The sequence below is a fragment of the Paenibacillus sp. FSL E2-0178 genome (assembly GCF_038593005.1).
GTDB classification, from domain to species: Bacteria; Bacillota; Bacilli; order Paenibacillales; family Paenibacillaceae; genus Paenibacillus_AQ; species Paenibacillus_AQ phytohabitans.
In genome coordinates, this window is record NZ_CP151953.1 from 1499843 (window position 1) to 1514455 (window position 14613).

The 14613-nt window shown below is 51.1% G+C and carries 18 protein-coding genes; 7 read left to right on the forward strand and 11 right to left on the reverse strand.

Features of this window, described 5'->3' with window-relative positions; genetic code table 11:
- Nucleotides 1–146 precede the first annotated feature (146 nt).
- Both MHI42_RS07090 and MHI42_RS07095 read left to right on the forward strand, forming a co-directional pair.
- Nucleotides 147–410: an AbrB family transcriptional regulator gene (locus tag MHI42_RS07090; protein WP_076246637.1), complete on the forward strand. Its 264-nt coding sequence runs from the start codon at nucleotides 147–149 to the stop codon at nucleotides 408–410.
- Nucleotides 407–802, forward strand: a complete 396-nt coding sequence (locus tag MHI42_RS07095; RefSeq protein ID WP_342423293.1) for a type II toxin-antitoxin system death-on-curing family toxin — start codon at nucleotides 407–409, stop codon at nucleotides 800–802. Before MHI42_RS07090 ends, MHI42_RS07095 begins: the two co-directional genes overlap by 4 nt.
- A 143-nt stretch (nucleotides 803–945) precedes the next feature.
- Here MHI42_RS07095 and MHI42_RS07100 read toward each other — a convergent pair whose 3' ends face one another.
- The 5 genes from MHI42_RS07100 to MHI42_RS07120 all read right to left on the reverse strand — a co-directional run bounded on the left by MHI42_RS07100 (nucleotide 946) and on the right by MHI42_RS07120 (nucleotide 4532).
- Nucleotides 946–1530: a putative ABC transporter permease gene (locus MHI42_RS07100; protein WP_342423294.1), complete on the reverse strand. Its 585-nt coding sequence runs from the start codon at nucleotides 1528–1530 to the stop codon at nucleotides 946–948.
- A 730-nt stretch (nucleotides 1531–2260) separates the two neighbouring features.
- The gene (locus tag MHI42_RS07105) at nucleotides 2261–2449 is read right to left on the reverse strand and encodes a hypothetical protein (protein ID WP_039297241.1); all 189 of its coding nucleotides are present in this window, start codon (nucleotides 2447–2449) and stop codon (nucleotides 2261–2263) included.
- Nucleotides 2450–2704: 255 nt separating this feature from the next.
- Nucleotides 2705–2878 (reverse strand): hypothetical protein, encoded by a 174-nt coding sequence (locus MHI42_RS07110; protein WP_179093583.1) that lies wholly within the window; start codon nucleotides 2876–2878, stop codon nucleotides 2705–2707.
- Nucleotides 2879–2969: 91 nt separating this feature from the next.
- Entirely contained in the window at nucleotides 2970–3512 is a 543-nt protein-coding gene (locus tag MHI42_RS07115; protein WP_342423295.1) for a hypothetical protein, read from the reverse strand.
- Nucleotides 3513–3629: 117 nt separating this feature from the next.
- Nucleotides 3630–4532, reverse strand: a complete 903-nt coding sequence (locus tag MHI42_RS07120; RefSeq protein WP_042136103.1) for an ArsR family transcriptional regulator — start codon at nucleotides 4530–4532, stop codon at nucleotides 3630–3632.
- Nucleotides 4533–4694: 162 nt separating this feature from the next.
- Between MHI42_RS07120 and MHI42_RS07125 the strand changes: the two genes are divergently transcribed.
- Nucleotides 4695–6203: an alpha-N-arabinofuranosidase gene (locus tag MHI42_RS07125; protein WP_342423296.1), complete on the forward strand. Its 1509-nt coding sequence runs from the start codon at nucleotides 4695–4697 to the stop codon at nucleotides 6201–6203.
- Nucleotides 6204–6212: 9 nt separating this feature from the next.
- On the opposite strand, the gene MHI42_RS07130 is transcribed toward MHI42_RS07125, so the two are convergent.
- The 3 genes from MHI42_RS07130 to MHI42_RS07140 all read right to left on the reverse strand — a co-directional run bounded on the left by MHI42_RS07130 (nucleotide 6213) and on the right by MHI42_RS07140 (nucleotide 8225).
- Complete coding sequence (locus tag MHI42_RS07130) at nucleotides 6213–6902, reverse strand: LrgB family protein (RefSeq protein WP_342423297.1); 690 nt, start codon at nucleotides 6900–6902, stop codon at nucleotides 6213–6215.
- On the reverse strand, nucleotides 6899–7315 hold the full coding sequence (locus tag MHI42_RS07135) for a CidA/LrgA family protein (protein WP_342423298.1): 417 nt from the start codon (nucleotides 7313–7315) through the stop codon (nucleotides 6899–6901). Before MHI42_RS07135 ends, MHI42_RS07130 begins: the two co-directional genes overlap by 4 nt.
- A 223-nt stretch (nucleotides 7316–7538) precedes the next feature.
- Complete coding sequence (locus MHI42_RS07140; RefSeq protein ID WP_342423299.1) at nucleotides 7539–8225, reverse strand: NAD(P)H-dependent oxidoreductase; 687 nt, start codon at nucleotides 8223–8225, stop codon at nucleotides 7539–7541.
- A gap of 148 nt (nucleotides 8226–8373) precedes the next feature.
- Between MHI42_RS07140 and MHI42_RS07145 the strand changes: the two genes are divergently transcribed.
- On the forward strand, nucleotides 8374–8775 hold the full coding sequence (locus MHI42_RS07145) for a winged helix-turn-helix transcriptional regulator (RefSeq protein ID WP_342423300.1): 402 nt from the start codon (nucleotides 8374–8376) through the stop codon (nucleotides 8773–8775).
- 47 nt (nucleotides 8776–8822) lie between these two features.
- On the opposite strand, the gene MHI42_RS07150 is transcribed toward MHI42_RS07145, so the two are convergent.
- Together MHI42_RS07150 and MHI42_RS07155 are read right to left on the reverse strand one after the other, a co-directional pair.
- Nucleotides 8823–9197, reverse strand: coding sequence for a YkvA family protein (locus MHI42_RS07150; RefSeq protein WP_342423301.1), 375 nt, complete (start codon nucleotides 9195–9197; stop codon nucleotides 8823–8825).
- A gap of 113 nt (nucleotides 9198–9310) precedes the next feature.
- The gene (locus MHI42_RS07155) at nucleotides 9311–10270 is read right to left on the reverse strand and encodes an acetylxylan esterase (RefSeq protein WP_342423302.1); all 960 of its coding nucleotides are present in this window, start codon (nucleotides 10268–10270) and stop codon (nucleotides 9311–9313) included.
- Nucleotides 10271–10393: 123 nt separating this feature from the next.
- Between MHI42_RS07155 and MHI42_RS07160 the strand changes: the two genes are divergently transcribed.
- The 3 genes from MHI42_RS07160 (at nucleotide 10394) to MHI42_RS07170 (ending at nucleotide 13545) form a co-directional block, all read left to right on the forward strand.
- Nucleotides 10394–11206, forward strand: coding sequence for a sugar phosphate isomerase/epimerase family protein (locus tag MHI42_RS07160; protein ID WP_342423303.1), 813 nt, complete (start codon nucleotides 10394–10396; stop codon nucleotides 11204–11206).
- 277 nt (nucleotides 11207–11483) lie between these two features.
- Nucleotides 11484–12587, forward strand: coding sequence for a glycosyltransferase family 4 protein (locus tag MHI42_RS07165; protein WP_342423304.1), 1104 nt, complete (start codon nucleotides 11484–11486; stop codon nucleotides 12585–12587).
- A 196-nt stretch (nucleotides 12588–12783) separates the two neighbouring features.
- Nucleotides 12784–13545, forward strand: a complete 762-nt coding sequence (locus tag MHI42_RS07170) for an SGNH/GDSL hydrolase family protein (protein ID WP_342423305.1) — start codon at nucleotides 12784–12786, stop codon at nucleotides 13543–13545.
- A 138-nt stretch (nucleotides 13546–13683) separates the two neighbouring features.
- Here MHI42_RS07170 and MHI42_RS07175 read toward each other — a convergent pair whose 3' ends face one another.
- Nucleotides 13684–14478, reverse strand: a complete 795-nt coding sequence (locus MHI42_RS07175) for an AraC family transcriptional regulator (protein WP_171719718.1) — start codon at nucleotides 14476–14478, stop codon at nucleotides 13684–13686.
- Nucleotides 14479–14613 lie beyond the last annotated feature (135 nt).

The window sequence follows — 14613 nt, forward strand, 5'->3', positions numbered from 1 at the left end:
GTAAGATATTCCTTGTCTGAGCGTCATCCGAACAGATCCATAACGCAGTCCACTTCCTATATTTTCGGATAAAAATATTTCTTAAGTAGAAAGCCTAATGTATAATTGTTATAACAGTTGAATAGTATGATAAGGAGGAAATAGAAATGAATAGGGTGATTGAAATGGAACGGAAAGTTACTAAATTCGGTAATAGTCTGGGAATAACCATGACCGAAGCTTTAAAACAAATCGGCCTGGATTTGGGTGATACTGTTCAAATTGATGTACACCCCTCCAGCGGTGAGATTATTATCAGAAAATCAACTAAAGTCACATTGCCTGCCGGAATTAGTGAGGATTTCATGGATTGCCTATCGGATGTTATAAATGAATATGATGAAACTTTAAAAGGACTAAAGGATAGATGAATGAAATCCGTTATTTGACCATACAGGAAGTTATAGCTATTAATGTTGCAATGATACAGAGATATAGTACTGGAGAGCAGATAGGAGTAAAGAATCCCGGCTTGTTGGAATCTGCAGTTCTTCGTTCTCAATCATCCGCATTCGGTGACGATGCTTATCCTACTATTTTTGAGAAAGCAGCCGCCCTGTTCGAATCGCTTGGTCAAAACCATCCGTTTCATAATGCGAATAAACGTACGGCGTTTACTGCTCTTGTCATTTTTTTACGCTACAATGGTTTGAGATTCAAGATGGAGCAGAAATTATCTGAAGACTTTACAGTTGATATGGTGAACCATCAATATAGTTTTGATGACCTGGTGTTAATGATTCAAGGGCATTGTGTAAATTAACGCTTAAGCAATCGCAACCCGCTCAATCAACTGAAGGCGGCCTCATAAATGCAGAAAGCAGCGATTCTCCTGTTATAGGAGGATCGCTGCTCTATGTTATTGCTCGTAAACGCCATCTTCAGTTTTTTACTGCTGTGGGACATTCATCCCTCACCAAGCTCCAGCTGCTCCGTAGAATCCAGCTCCCTCAGCCCGCGCCGTCGGGTACGGAAAGTCCACAGCAGATCTGCCGAGAATAGCAGCAGGGCCAGCGGAATCACAGGTGTCCATACCCGCTCAACATGCAGATACAGGAAATGGACCAGCGGCTGCAAACCGTAGATACAGGCAATAGACAACCCCCACCAATACAGCGAGAATTTCAGGCAGATATGTCCATGCAGCTGATATGGCATTCCCGTATAATCCCACCACTGCTTACGAAAAACACCCTTGAGCAGCCAGCCGCTGACAAACTCAACAGCCGATGGAACAATCAGGGCAAGCATCAGGAATATAGGAAGCGGAAGCCCAATACTCTGTCCCGTCAGCAGCAGCAGCGGCGCACAGCCGTACATGGGTTTGAACGGCCCCTTCAAGAAGCCTTCTTTGCGGAAGGTGCCTGCGCTGTAGAGGTTATAACTGCCTTCAAGCACCCAGCCGAGGAAAGAATATACGGTGAAATAGAACAAATACGGGCTTACAGCTGCCAGTGCATTATAACTATCTTGCAAGAGTACCGTTGTCATCGTGTTCGCTCCCGCCTCCAGCCCCAGTATTTCACTAATGGAAGCTAGTATGCCTCCGCGAAACGGAGGTTATGACGGTAATTTCTGGCGGTCCTCACAAAGAAGAACAAAATCACCCTAACGGGTGAATCAGCCCGAGCTATGCAGCCTGTGCAGCAGATGTAGATTTTAAGCCATCTCACATTGCTCTATTCTGAATGCTTTGTTTGGGGCAGCCTCCGGTAAAATCAGGGGCACTTTTGCCCCTCATTCCCGCCTGCCGCCCACTTTTGGCGGATTCAGAGGGATTTATCCCTTTAATTTCCTCCTGCCGCCCACTTTCAGCTGATTCAGAGGGATTTATCCCTTTAATTTCCTCCTACCGCCCGCTTTCGCCGGAATCAGAGGGATTTATCCCTTTAATTTCCTGCCTGCCGCCCACTTTCAGCTGATTCAGAGGGATTTATCCCTTTAATTTCCTCCCACCGCCCACTTTTGGCGGAATCAGAGGGATTTATCCCTTTAATTTTCCAAGCCTCCGACTTCCGGGTATTCTGTGGAATTCCGGATACAAGAACACATTCGTCCTTCAGACGGACCTGCTCCAATTTCCAGAGAAGCTTATCCACAACTGACGAATATCGTAATTTCCTATACAAAGAAAAAGCTGCAGGGTTCCGGTTAGGAACTGCAGCCATTTATAGGATTTAATGATTTAGGGCCGAATAACGCCCGCACTCGCCTTCAGGGTTCATTCCTTGTGCTGCTGTTCTCTCTGCATCTGCATTAAGGGCGGACCTTCCTCACGCTGGCTTCTCAGCGTTTCCAGCTTCATGTCGCTTCGCACACCGAAGCTCGATCCGTACTTCTTCTCGAGGTTGCCTGTCAGGGCATCACCGCGCTTTTGCCGATACCGGCCGTTCTCGTTCCGACTACGCATACTAGGTTTCCTCCCTGCAATTTGAATTGCCTGAGACCTGTGAACCTGCGATGATCTGGAGAATCAAGACGTGATGAGGTTGTACTTCCCTATAGTATACAGTATTTACTAAACCAAGCTCAATATGCCCATGTACACAAGCGCAAACAATCAAAAACCGGATACCCTCCTCGTAGGGAGAGCGTCCGGCCTATGTGAAAAAAGACTGTCCCTTAGGAACAGTCTGCTGCATCCATGCGCAATGTATTTGACGCTCTAATTCTTCGGAAGCGGGTCGGGATGAGCGGATTCGGCCGGTTTGGCGACCCAGTCATCGGCTTCCGGTTCAATGTCTACACCGTTTTCCATCTTTTTGCGTTCCGCGAGTGAATCACCGTCTTTATTCTCTTTGTTGCGGATGTCTGCTTCATTCTCGATATGATCTGGCATCTGAACTCCTCCTTATGCAAGCTGTGCAGGTTTTGGATTACTTAGTTATAGTTACCCGTTGACCTGTTTTGCAAACATTTATTGCTGGAGGTTATTTCACCCGGCGCTCCCACTGATCCTGCCAGACTGATTGCAGGGAATCATACTGCTGAATCGCCGCGTCCCTGTCTGCTGCCGGATAGGTGAGAATAATGCTGTCATCACCAGGATCATCTTCCCCGTAAATTGCATAGTAGAAGCTGTTACTAGCATAACCGGGAGCCTTCTCCCCCTTCTGCAGGGCAAGACTCCATATCTTACTGCCGGAATCTGCAAATACCTGACCCAATACTTTAATTTCACCCCGCGCGCCCTCCAGCGCACAGAACATGAACCCCAGCTCCGGATTCAACTCACAGTTTTCGTACTGAACCCCGTTAACAGCAAGCTTGCCGGTGTAGGACCGGGTTTTTTCGGCATAAGCACCTTTCAGTGTTACAGTTACTGTCTTCGCATAATCCGCATCCTGCAGCTTATAGGCGGTCACCTGCATTTCCCGGTCCAGCCGGATCACCTTGGGTGCACTCAGGAAGCCGTAAGCAATAATTCCTGCCAGAACAAGTACGGCAATACAGCCGTAGAGCAATTGTCTCAAACCCGCACACATCCCCTGTAAAAAGCTTCGCAAAGACCATTATTTAACAATAAATAAGCTCTTTGCGGCGGGCAAGATATTTTATCACTCAGCATACTCTTCATCCATACAGTTTCACTATTCGTAATACACGCGAAAAACAATATCCTGCTCGTAATTCCCGAAGCCGCGTCCGAACAAGGTTAAGCCGCCCCGCCTTCGGGTGGTGTCTTCTGCAGTTAACCTGAAGCTCCACTGGTCCTGCTGCCAGCCTACTTCATCAATGGTGACTGCAGAAATCTGCTGGCCGTCTATGTAAGTTCCTCCTGCGTTAATCCTCAGCACCTTCAGCAGGCCATACTGGTTCACATCGGAATTCCACCAGGCCGGAGTCAGCCTTCCCCGCTGCACACCGAAATCCCCGGGACTGGTCCATTTGCCAAGCGGAATTCCATTCATCGTAAACGCAATATCTGATGGCCACTTCTCATTGACATGCGGTGCTTCCGAGCCGACCTCCATCGAAATCTCAATCTCCTGTACCGTCTGGTCCATGAACAGATAGTTCGGCACCTTATATTCGGCATAGCCTTTGGCGAACCAGAGAATTCCGGCATCGACCCGCTCCGGGTCCAGGAAATAACGCGGATCATCATAATATCCGATCAGCTTCTCGGTGGTGGCAATGCCACAGGTCGGTGAAGCCTGAAGATCGGTATAATGCCCCACCGGCACGGAGACCTCAACCACCTTCCGGGCAATGCCTTTGGCACCGGACAATTTAATCTGCAGAAAATTAGCGGAGAGCGAGCAGTATTTATACGTGCCGCCATCAATCCGCTTCATTTGGGAGCTGACGATGCCTGCCTTTTGGAGCTTGGCTACATGGGAGCTGACAATGGCGCTGCTTAGATACAGCCGGGCAGCGATTTCCTTGATATGCATCTCCCGCGCGCTGAGCAGATCAATAATCCGCAGCCGCACTTCACTGGCTAATGCTTCATATACCTTCAGCGATTCGGAATCCGTTGTTAAATACATCCTCTAACCTCCGCACTCTTTGAATTAGCATTTTTATTAATCCTAAATATTTTTATTGCTTAGTATACGCTGTAATCCGTATGATGTAATCATAATTCAGGATACTAGATTAATATTTTCATTAATCGTAATATGACTTCACTACAAAAGGAGCTTAACACAATGAGCATTCAATCCAAGATGATTGTCGACAAGGACTTCAAGCTGGCCGAGGTAGACCCGAGACTGTACGGATCATTCATCGAGCATCTGGGCCGGGCCGTTTATGGCGGAATATATGAGCCGGGACATCCAACCGCAGACGCTAACGGTTTTCGGGGTGATGCCCTGCAGGCCATCCGGGCTCTCCGCGTGCCGATCATCCGCTATCCCGGAGGTAACTTTGTCTCGGGCTATAACTGGGAAGACGGCGTAGGTCCCAAGGAGAGCCGTAAGCGCTCTCTTGAATTAGCCTGGTGGACTACAGAGACGAACCAGATGGGTACCAATGAATTTGCCGATTGGGCCAAGCTGGCCGGTTCAGAGGTCATGATGGCGGTCAATCTGGGCACCCGCGGGATCGATGCCGCAAGGAATCTCGTGGAATATTGCAACCACCCTTCCGGTTCCTACTGGAGCGATCTGCGGATCTCCCACGGGTATCAGGCTCCGCACAATTTCCGCACCTGGTGCCTGGGCAATGAAATGGACGGCCCGTGGCAGATCGGAGCCAAAACGGCCGTGGAATACGGCAGACTAGCGAATGAAACCGCCAAAGCCATGCGCTGGGTTGACCCTACTCTTGAGCTTGTCGCCTGCGGCAGCTCGGGCAGCAGCATGAGCACTTTTGCCGAATGGGAAGCTACTGTACTGGATCTCACCTACGACAACGTAGATTTCCTCTCCCTGCATACCTACTACAATAATAATAATGGCGATACAGCGAATTTCCTGGCCAGCTCACTCGATATGGACCAGTTCATCGACAGCGTAGCAGCAGTATGTGATTATATCAAGGCTAAGAAGAAAAGCAAGAAAAAGATTTATCTGTCTCTGGACGAATGGAATGTGTGGAAAACGCAGGGGACCAGCCGCGCGCAGCAGCATTGGGAAATTGCCCCGCCGGAGTTCGAGGATGTCTATAATCTTGAGGATGCACTTGTGGTAGGCTGCTGCCTGATCAGCCTGCTGAAGCATGCGGACCGGGTGAAGATGGCCTGCATTGCCCAGCTGATCAATGTCATTGCCCCTATTATGACTGAGAACGGGGGGCCCCTCTGGCTGCAGACCACGTATTATCCTTACATGCACGCTTCAATCTATGGCCGGGGAACGGTGCTGCACCCGTTGATTACCAGTTCGAAATATGATTCCCGGGATTTCACCGACGTCCCCTATCTGGAAGCGGTCAGTGTATTTAACGAAGAGGTGAACGAGGTTACCGTATTTGCTGTCAACCGTCATCTGGGCGAAGGCATGGAGCTGACAGTCGATCTGCGCAGCTTCGGTGCCGTTGAGGTGATTCAGCATACCATCCTTGAGCATGAGGATCTCCAAGCGGCGAACACCCGCTCGAACCCGGCGAATGTGCTCCCGCATAACCGCGGAACAGCGGCCGCTGACGGCGGACGGGTAAGCGCCCTGCTTCCGGCAGCTTCGTGGAATGTTATCCGGCTGCGTGTCAACGGGTAATACGCTGCATTAATGGTACATGATCCAGGCAACGAACGGTCCGGCAATGGAGCCGACAATGGCGCATACCGTCATGGCCACCGAGCTCATGGACACCGACTGCTCACCGTACTCCAGGGCTTTGGCTGTGCCAAGGGCGTGGGAAGCTGTTCCCAGGCCGATGCCGATGCCGGACTCGCCGCGGATTCTGAACAGCTTAATAATATACGGCCCGCCGATGGCCCCCGTGAATCCGGCGATCATTACGAATACGGAGGTAAGCGAGGAATCTCCGCCCAGATTGCTGGAGATCTGGATGGCTACAGCGGTTGTGATTGATTTGGGCAGGATGGAGAGCACATACAGCTTGGAGAAGCCGAGTCCGGCTGCCAGCAGCAGACCGCTGAACATTCCGACGAGCAGTCCGGTCACCGTTCCGCCAAGAACGGCCGGGAGATTCTTCCATAGCACGTGACGCTGTTTGTACAGCGGATAGGCCAGGGATACAACCGCAGGTCCAAGCAGACGGTTAATCCAGTTGCCGCCGATCATATAAGTCTCATAAGAGATATGGAAGCCCATGAGCAGCACGACTACAGTGAACGTTGCGGTCAGTGCCGGCAGCAGGACAGGAAGACGGTAGCGCTTGTATAACATGGACATGAAGAGATAGATGAGAACATTCATCAGGACAAAACCAACGGCCAGCAGAATTCTCATGCTTCCTTCCCCTTCCCTTGCAGGCTGCGGGCACGATACGTCCGGCGTATCAGCCTTTTGGCGCTGCGGCTGGCAATCCACTGGCTGGAATGTGCCGTGACGACCATGGTCAGTACACTGCTGACCACCAGAATGCCAATCAGGAGAAGCCCTCTTCCGCTGAAGATATCCAGATGGTTCATAATGCCTGCGGTTGCCGGGATGAAGAACATGGGAAGATAAGCCAGAATAAAGGATGAGCCGTTCTCGATCAGCTTCACCGGAACAATCTTGAGCAGCAGCAGGGCGAATAGCAGCAATAGCCCTACGATACTGCCCGGAACCGGCAGATGCAGCAGCTTTTGCAAGTAATCTCCTGCCAGGAAGAACACATACAGCAAGCAGACTTCAGCGATAACGCGGATGATTTTCATATTGCAGGAATCCCTTCAATCTTGAAATGGCGGTCACAAGCAGCCTGTTACAAGTAACAAGCTGACTTATTAAGAGTAGCAGAATTTTCAGCAAGTTTTCAAACTTTTTTCGAAGCTTCTATGTATTTTCATAACTCGTCAAAAAAACAGATGCCGCCCTTATAAGGATGGCATCTGTTTTTAATTGGCTCACACTTCGCCTAAATTGCTGACGCGGCTGCGTTTAGACCCACTGAACCACCTGACCGGCCGTTTGACGGGTTTTGCCGCGCGGCTCATTAACCCGGTAACCAAAGGCCGCCATGCAGGCAATTCCGAAATGTGCCGGGTCCATTATCCCTTCCTCTGTAAGCACCTGCTCGATCTTTGCCTTGTCGAAGCCTTCAATCGGACAAGAGTCGATGCCAATCTGCGCTGCAGCAGTCATCATATTCCCCAGAGCCAGATAGGTCTGCCGTGCACCCCATTCAAACATCGCCCGCTCATTGCCTTCCAGTCCGAAATCGGATTTCAGGAACATATCATAGACCTTCCGCTTACCCTCGGCAACCTCCGGCGGCAGACTCTGCACATCCTGCATCATACCCTGAATATACTCTGAACCCGCAGCCATATCACGCGGCAGTCTTGCGAGAATCAGCATGAAATGGCTTGCTGTCGGCAGCTGCTTCTGTGCACCCCAGGCATAAGGAAGCAGCTTCTCACGGATGTCCATACTCTGGACAATAACGAATTTCCAGGGCTCGAAGCCGAAGGAGCTCGGTGACAGGCGGCCTGTTTCCAGGATGAACCCGAAATCCTCTTCGCTGATCTTTCTGCTGCTGTCGAATACCTTGGTAGCGTGTCTGTATGCATAGGCGGCCAGAATTTCCTGCTTGGTTGTTGCGGTTTCTTTTACTGTAGTATCCATTTCACATACTCCCTTTCTGTGTATCCTTCAGGTTTGGAATTGACGTTATCCTGCTCACATGCTTATAGTATTGGATAGATAACCATTCGTGAAGTACGCACATTTTTGTTATGTAGTATACAAAATGATACTTAAGGAGTGTTCGGTTATGCGTGACCGTAAAGGCGGTTTCGGAGCTTGTCCGGACGGCCAGGGCGCCGCTTGTCCTGTTGAATTCACCCTCGATGTCATCGGAGGCAAGTGGAAGGGTGTGCTTTTATACCATATGATGGATTCAACGAAACGCTTCAACGAGTTCCGCCGGATCTGTCCCGGCATCACGCAGCGTATGCTGACACTTCAGCTCCGTGAACTGGAGGAGGATGGCGTGGTTCACCGCGAGGTGTATCATCAGGTTCCGCCGAAGGTTGAATATTCGCTGACCGAATTTGGCCGGACGCTGATTCCGATCATTAAGCTGATGAGGGATTGGGGCACAGAATACCAGGCGAAGCAGCAATCCGCAGACCGCTGCCCTCTTGGAAATGGACATTTAGAGGAAGAAGCATAATGAATCCGGTGCAGCAACCCGCTGCACTTTTTTTGTACCGTTACACCTCACGGTTGTTCAAAAAAATTCTCGGCCTTCTGTTTATGCTCCTCCTTCACCTGACCGGCAATCGCCCGGATGCCTGCGGCAATGACCGCTGCATCATCCGTGAAACCGAGTCCGATCAGCGCATCGGGAATCGCGTCAATGGGTGAAATGAAATAGGCCAGCGCACCGAATGCTATGCCTTTGGCCCATAAAGGAGTTTTGGCATCAATGGCGCAGTAATACATGGCAACCGCTTCTTTGGTAAACGGGATTTTGCCCGCCGCTTTCCTTGTTTTGCTCCAGAAGCTCTTCTTCACCAGCTGCTCATTCTTCTGGCTGTATTCGAAATTCTCCACGACCAGTTCCGCGGGAAGCTTGTCTCCATCCTTATTCATCTGCCATTCCCTCCCATTCCTTAGGCTGCCTTCGCATTCTGACAGCTTAGCACCTTCATTATAACCTTTACACCAAACACCCGCCGCTAATCAGCCTTCCGGTAATTAATCTTTTAACCCAGATGCTCCCGGAAAAAGAGTACCGTCTGCCTGCGCTGATATTCGCTGACCTCATGCCCGGAGAACGGATAATCCATCATCTGCTTGGGTGACTCAATTCGGTTATAGGCAGCATAGATGGTCTCCGGCATGCACACAGTATCCTTCCAGCCTGCGGACATCAGAATAGGGACGGTGAACCGGTGCGCCAGATTAACAATGTCGAAATACGCCAGGTTCTGCAGCACCCGCTCCAGATGCTCCGGATAGCGCTTCAGATAATCGGCAATCTCTGTGAGTGAGCTGGTTGAATTCAGCACCCCGAAGTCCAGGCGGCAGAGATTCGGTATGTCTGCAGCCACTGCAGCAACCCGGCGGCTCAGTGCCCCGGCCAACAGCGCAATCCCGCCTCCCTGGCTCCCCCCGGTGATGGCAATGCGCTCGGGATCAACACCCGGCAGCTGTGCTGCGGTCTCTATGGCACGAACCGTATCTATCGCTACAGCCACATAATAGGAACGTTCCTTCTCCAGCAGCCCCTGGGTGATCCAGCCTCTGACTATCCCTTCTTCCTGCGGCAGCAGATTGCCGGTCTCTCCCAGTTGTCCACGCACATCCACGGCGAGTACAGCATAGCCAAGCATTAGAAAGTGAGCATACCGTTCCGGATATCCCCGGTCGCCGGTGTAACCGGGAAACGTAACAATACACGGCAGATCTCCCCGCTCAATTGTGTCAGCAGCAGGCCGGATGTACCAGGCATGGATGGTCGTTTCCCCATAACCTGTATAGCTTACTTTGCTAACCTCCATGCCCGGATAGGGAGTTTCTTCAGGGATTATGGTAACATCCAGCGGCAGTTCCTCATCTTCGGCGAGCAGATCATTCCAGAATTCGTCAATCGTTTCGGGGTCCAGTGTAGGCTCTGGACGGCAATTCTCAAGCTCGTGTTTGCGTTGCTCAATAGCATTCATTCATCGGTTCCTCCTGTTTCTCATAAACTTCTTTATCATTGCATGTCACTGTAAGCGCATTTAATATTATAAATATAAATCCATAGAATTCCAAAGGAGATGTTATTCATTCGTTACGGAACCTTGGCACATACAGCGGGCTGCCTGCCGCTTAGAGAATTGACCGCTACGCTGCAGACCTACAATATTGACTTCGTACAGCTCGCCCTGGCCAAAGCCATTCAGGATATCGACCTGTCTCCCGGCAAGCTCAGCCCCGGCCTGGCCTCCTATATCGGTGAGCAGTTCGACAAAGCCGGCATCCGCATTGGCGTACTTGGCTGCTATATCAACCCGATTCATCCCGATCCTGCCATCCGGCGGGTAGAGATTGACCGTTTCAAGGAGCATTTGCGTTATGCCCGCCAGTTCGGTGCACCTATGGTCGCTACAGAGACCGGCGCGTTGACGACTTTTCAGGAATTCGATCCTTACCGGTATGAAGAAATCGGCTGGGATGCCCTCAAGGCAACGGTCGAGGAACTGGCAGAGGAAGCCGAGAAATGGGGGGTGTTCCTGGCACTTGAAGGAGTCTGCACCCATACGCTGTCCTCTCCGGCCAAAATGCGCCGTATCCTCGACGAGGTTCCTTCCAGCTCCATCGGTGTGGTACTGGACCCTTGCAACCTGATTGGTGAAGAGGTGCATCTGCAGGATGAGATCGTAGACAGTGCATTCAGCCTGTTCGGCGACCGGATCATTCTGGCCCATCTCAAGGATATCTATAAGGACGGAACCCGGATCCGCCATGGCGCTTCAGGGCAAGGGCTGTTCCACACCACAGAGTTCCTGAACAAGCTGGAGGCACACAAGCCGATGATCGACGTTTCGCTGGAAGAAGTAACTGGCATAGATATTAAGGACACTGTTACCCTGCTGCGCAATCTGCGCCACTAATCATAAGCTGCCAGTTCAGGAGATATGCTTCATCCTCCTGCAGTAACTTTGGCAGCGCTACAATCCGGCCGGTATGTCAGGGGTGATTCCTCTGCTGTACCGGCCAGTATTTTTTATATACTCCAGCTGTAGCCCTCCTTTCCTGAGCCTCACTCCATAACCCCCATTTGCTGCAAAAACGCCGTATATCCGGTACTTTTCGCTAACTGCTGAATAAAATAGTATACATACCGCAGGTTCGCAAGCGATTCTCGAGCCAGAAAGGAAGGGATCATACATGAGATTCACTTTCCCCATACTTACCCTATGCCATGGCGGGGCACAACGCATGCTCGTGGAGCTCACGAATGGTCTTACTGCCAGAGGGCACCAGGTCGTGATCCTCATGCCGCTTGGAGGCGATGTCTCTTATGAAGTCCATTCCACTCTGCTGTTTACCGATTATACGCTGCTCCGTGAATCCGATTTCCCGGTCAGCGATATTATCGTTTCGAATTTCTATACAACGGTTCCGGTATCACAGGCTGCAAGCCAGAATGGCAAGGGCATCCATATCCGCCTGTCCCTCTGTTACGAACCGCTGTTTCTGCCGCAGAATGAGGTATCCTTTCCCTCCTATCATACCACCGATAAGCTGATTGTTCTGTCCCAGTGGCAGCAGGAGTTAATTGAGCTTGGTCACGGAATTAGCGGAAGCATTGTGCCTGTAGGGATCAGCTCCTCTTTTCAAAATATGCATATCCGCCACAAGCTTCAGGAGCCGCTGAACATTACCGCCATCCTGCGCAAAGTGGAGAACGGCTTCTCCTGGCACCGTGAACAGGATTATCTGGTGAAGCAGCTTGATATCGTGAAGCATAATGTCCCGGGGGTAAATATCAATTTCATCAGTCCGCCGGATGAGTTCTACAGTTCGGATTCGCTGCAAAAAATGAAGGCCAGCGGCAAATACCGCTTTTTCACTCCCCTGAATGATGATGAACTCTGCTATCACTATAACGGGGCTGATATTTTTGTCAGCTCCAGTATTTTTGACACCGGATCTTTGCCGGGCCTTGAGGCCATGCGCTGCGGTGCTGCGCTTGTGTCCGTATACTCGGGAGGGAATCTGGAATATGCCCGCCACGAAGAGAACTGCCTGCTGTCCTACCGGTACGAGAACCGGATTGCCGAGGATGTCATCCGGCTGATTCAGGACCCTGCGCTCCGTGTCCGCCTTGCCTCCCGGGGGGAAGCCGATTCCCGGGCCTGGACCTGGGAGAACAGTGTCAGAATTATGGAGCAGACTACGCTTGGCTTCCTGACTGGAAATTCAGTAAACACTCCGCCCAAATCAGCGCTCCTGCAAAGACTCGGCGGCTTCAGAATGCGCAGGAAATAAGACAACCAATGTTCTTCCGGAACAAGTCCAAGCAAGCTACAGGTCCAACTTCGAGTATTCGGAGTCGGATCTCTTTGACTTGCAGCTTGTCCTATCGGGATCGGCCCGCATGAAACCATGACATCTATGCATGGTCACTGCTCCATGTATGGTTTACACTAAAGCTATATACACTAGGGTTATCGGAGGTGGGACAATGAATTCGTACGAAGAGCAGAAGGAAGCCACGGGGCTTGAATTTAAATACATGGTCAGCGGAGATTCGATCTCCAAGGGTGTTGTCTATGATGAAGCAAGAAGCAAGTATGTCATTCTGGAGGATAACTACGTGTCCCTGCTGCAGGGCAAGCTTAAGGGAGCTATGCGTAATACCGCCAGATTCGGCAATACGCTGATGAAGGGCTTCGGCAATCTGAAACGCGATGTGCTGAAAGACAAGCCGGATGTGGTACTGATTGAATACGGAGGCAATGACTGCGACTATCACTGGGAAGAAATTGCAAGCAATCCCGAAGCAGAGCATAATCCCAAAACTGATTTCCCGGCGTTCGAGCGGATGCTGCTGGATATGATTGATTACCTGAAGAATCAGGGGATTACGCCTATTCTGATGAGTCTGCCCCCGCTGAATGCGGACAACTATTTCAAATGGGTCAGCGGCAATAATCCGGACACCGAGCTGAACATTCTGAAATTCCTCGGCAGCGTTACCAAGATTTACTGGTGGCAGGAGCGGTACAACTCCGCAATTATCAAGGTCGCCGAGAGCACCAAGACCAAGATCATTGATGTCCGGGGCGCATTCCTGCAGCAGCCGGATTACACCAAGTTTATCTGCCGGGACGGAATCCACCCCAACCGGGAGGGCCACCGGATTATTTATGATAAGGTCATGGACTTCATCCGCACAAGCGAACCGCAGCTTCTGCTGGATAACCCGGCGTTGCCGGGACACTGATTTCCGGACAGCGGAATATAGGTCTAGCAAAGAACCGAAATATCAGGGCAGCCCCTGCGGGCTCCATACATAAGGGTGTCCCAATCCGCCATTGTCACGCAACGGCGGATTGGGACACCCTTTTTTTATCGTCACAGGCTATGAACGCCTCCGGTACACTCCCGGTGCAACGCCGTACCGCTCCCGGAATACCCGGTGGAAGTAGGTATAGCTGCCGAAGCCTGTCTCCTCAGCAATACGCTCCAGTGTATAGTTGCTGTTGTCCATCAGCCGCAGCGCCATCGCCAGACGGACCTGCACCGCATATTGCATCACCGAATACCCGAATTGTTCCTTGAACAGATGAACCGCCCGGGTGACGCTGATTCCCGCATGGCGGGCCACATCCTCCAGCCGGATGGAGGATGTCGCATGCTCTTCCACATAATTCTTGATCTTCAGTCCCTGCAGGAGTGAAGAGGAGGAGGAGGCCGGCGCTTCGGCGATAGCCCGGTCCAGCAGCAGGCACAGTGCCTTGAACAGCGCCTCAAGAATCTCCGGGCTGCCTCCGTCGATCCGCCGTTTTTCCAGAATTAATTGCTGCCAGATGCTATGCAGCTTGCTGTCTTCGGCAATCCTGGACTTCTTAGCCCTCACCTGCTTGTTCCACCACTCATCCACCCATTCACCTGTACACATGACATAGTAGTCTGCGCTGAATCCCAGCGGACTTTCTTTCTCGCCAATCCGCAGATCGTAGAGCTCACCGGGACGGAACAGCAGCAGATCACCCGGCATCACCGTGACCATCTCCCCGTCAATCAGCGCTTCACATTCCCCTTCTGCCTGGAGCCTGATGATATAGGTATCCAGCCCTTCCCGGAACAAATGCCAGAACGGCTGGATATGCCGGGAAAATGAGCTGAGATGAATGTCTACACCGGTTGTACCCATCCTGGATCACCCTTCCTTACTCTTGCCTCATGACCAGATCGTTGAGGTTCTTAACCATATTGTTTCTTCAAAGTGCAGCGGAATACCTTCTATAATGAGACTATTCCTACAAACTTTCAGGAGGTAACATAAGTC

Excerpts from the sequence above, each read along its gene's own strand:
- MHI42_RS07150 (WP_342423301.1), bottom strand. The coding sequence starts at position 9,197 with ATGAATAAGGATGGAGACAAGCTTCCCGCGGAACTGGTCGTGGAGAAT.
- MHI42_RS07175 (WP_171719718.1), bottom strand. The coding sequence starts at position 14,478 with ATGGGTACAACCGGTGTAGACATTCATCTCAGCTCATTTTCCCGGCAT.
- MHI42_RS07120 (WP_042136103.1), bottom strand. The coding sequence starts at position 4,532 with ATGTATTTAACAACGGATTCCGAATCGCTGAAGGTATATGAAGCATTA.
- MHI42_RS07135 (WP_342423298.1), bottom strand. The coding sequence starts at position 7,315 with ATGAAAATCATCCGCGTTATCGCTGAAGTCTGCTTGCTGTATGTGTTC.
- MHI42_RS07130 (WP_342423297.1), bottom strand. The coding sequence starts at position 6,902 with ATGAGAATTCTGCTGGCCGTTGGTTTTGTCCTGATGAATGTTCTCATC.
- MHI42_RS07145 (WP_342423300.1), top strand. The coding sequence starts at position 8,374 with ATGCGTGACCGTAAAGGCGGTTTCGGAGCTTGTCCGGACGGCCAGGGC.
- MHI42_RS07140 (WP_342423299.1), bottom strand. The coding sequence starts at position 8,225 with ATGGATACTACAGTAAAAGAAACCGCAACAACCAAGCAGGAAATTCTG.
- MHI42_RS07165 (WP_342423304.1), top strand. The coding sequence starts at position 11,484 with ATGAGATTCACTTTCCCCATACTTACCCTATGCCATGGCGGGGCACAA.
- MHI42_RS07100 (WP_342423294.1), bottom strand. The coding sequence starts at position 1,530 with ATGACAACGGTACTCTTGCAAGATAGTTATAATGCACTGGCAGCTGTA.
- MHI42_RS07110 (WP_179093583.1), bottom strand. The coding sequence starts at position 2,878 with ATGCCAGATCATATCGAGAATGAAGCAGACATCCGCAACAAAGAGAAT.
- MHI42_RS07155 (WP_342423302.1), bottom strand. The coding sequence starts at position 10,270 with ATGAATGCTATTGAGCAACGCAAACACGAGCTTGAGAATTGCCGTCCA.
- MHI42_RS07105 (WP_039297241.1), bottom strand. The coding sequence starts at position 2,449 with ATGCGTAGTCGGAACGAGAACGGCCGGTATCGGCAAAAGCGCGGTGAT.
- MHI42_RS07090 (WP_076246637.1), top strand. The coding sequence starts at position 147 with ATGAATAGGGTGATTGAAATGGAACGGAAAGTTACTAAATTCGGTAAT.
- MHI42_RS07095 (WP_342423293.1), top strand. The coding sequence starts at position 407 with ATGAATGAAATCCGTTATTTGACCATACAGGAAGTTATAGCTATTAAT.
- MHI42_RS07170 (WP_342423305.1), top strand. The coding sequence starts at position 12,784 with ATGAATTCGTACGAAGAGCAGAAGGAAGCCACGGGGCTTGAATTTAAA.
- MHI42_RS07125 (WP_342423296.1), top strand. The coding sequence starts at position 4,695 with ATGAGCATTCAATCCAAGATGATTGTCGACAAGGACTTCAAGCTGGCC.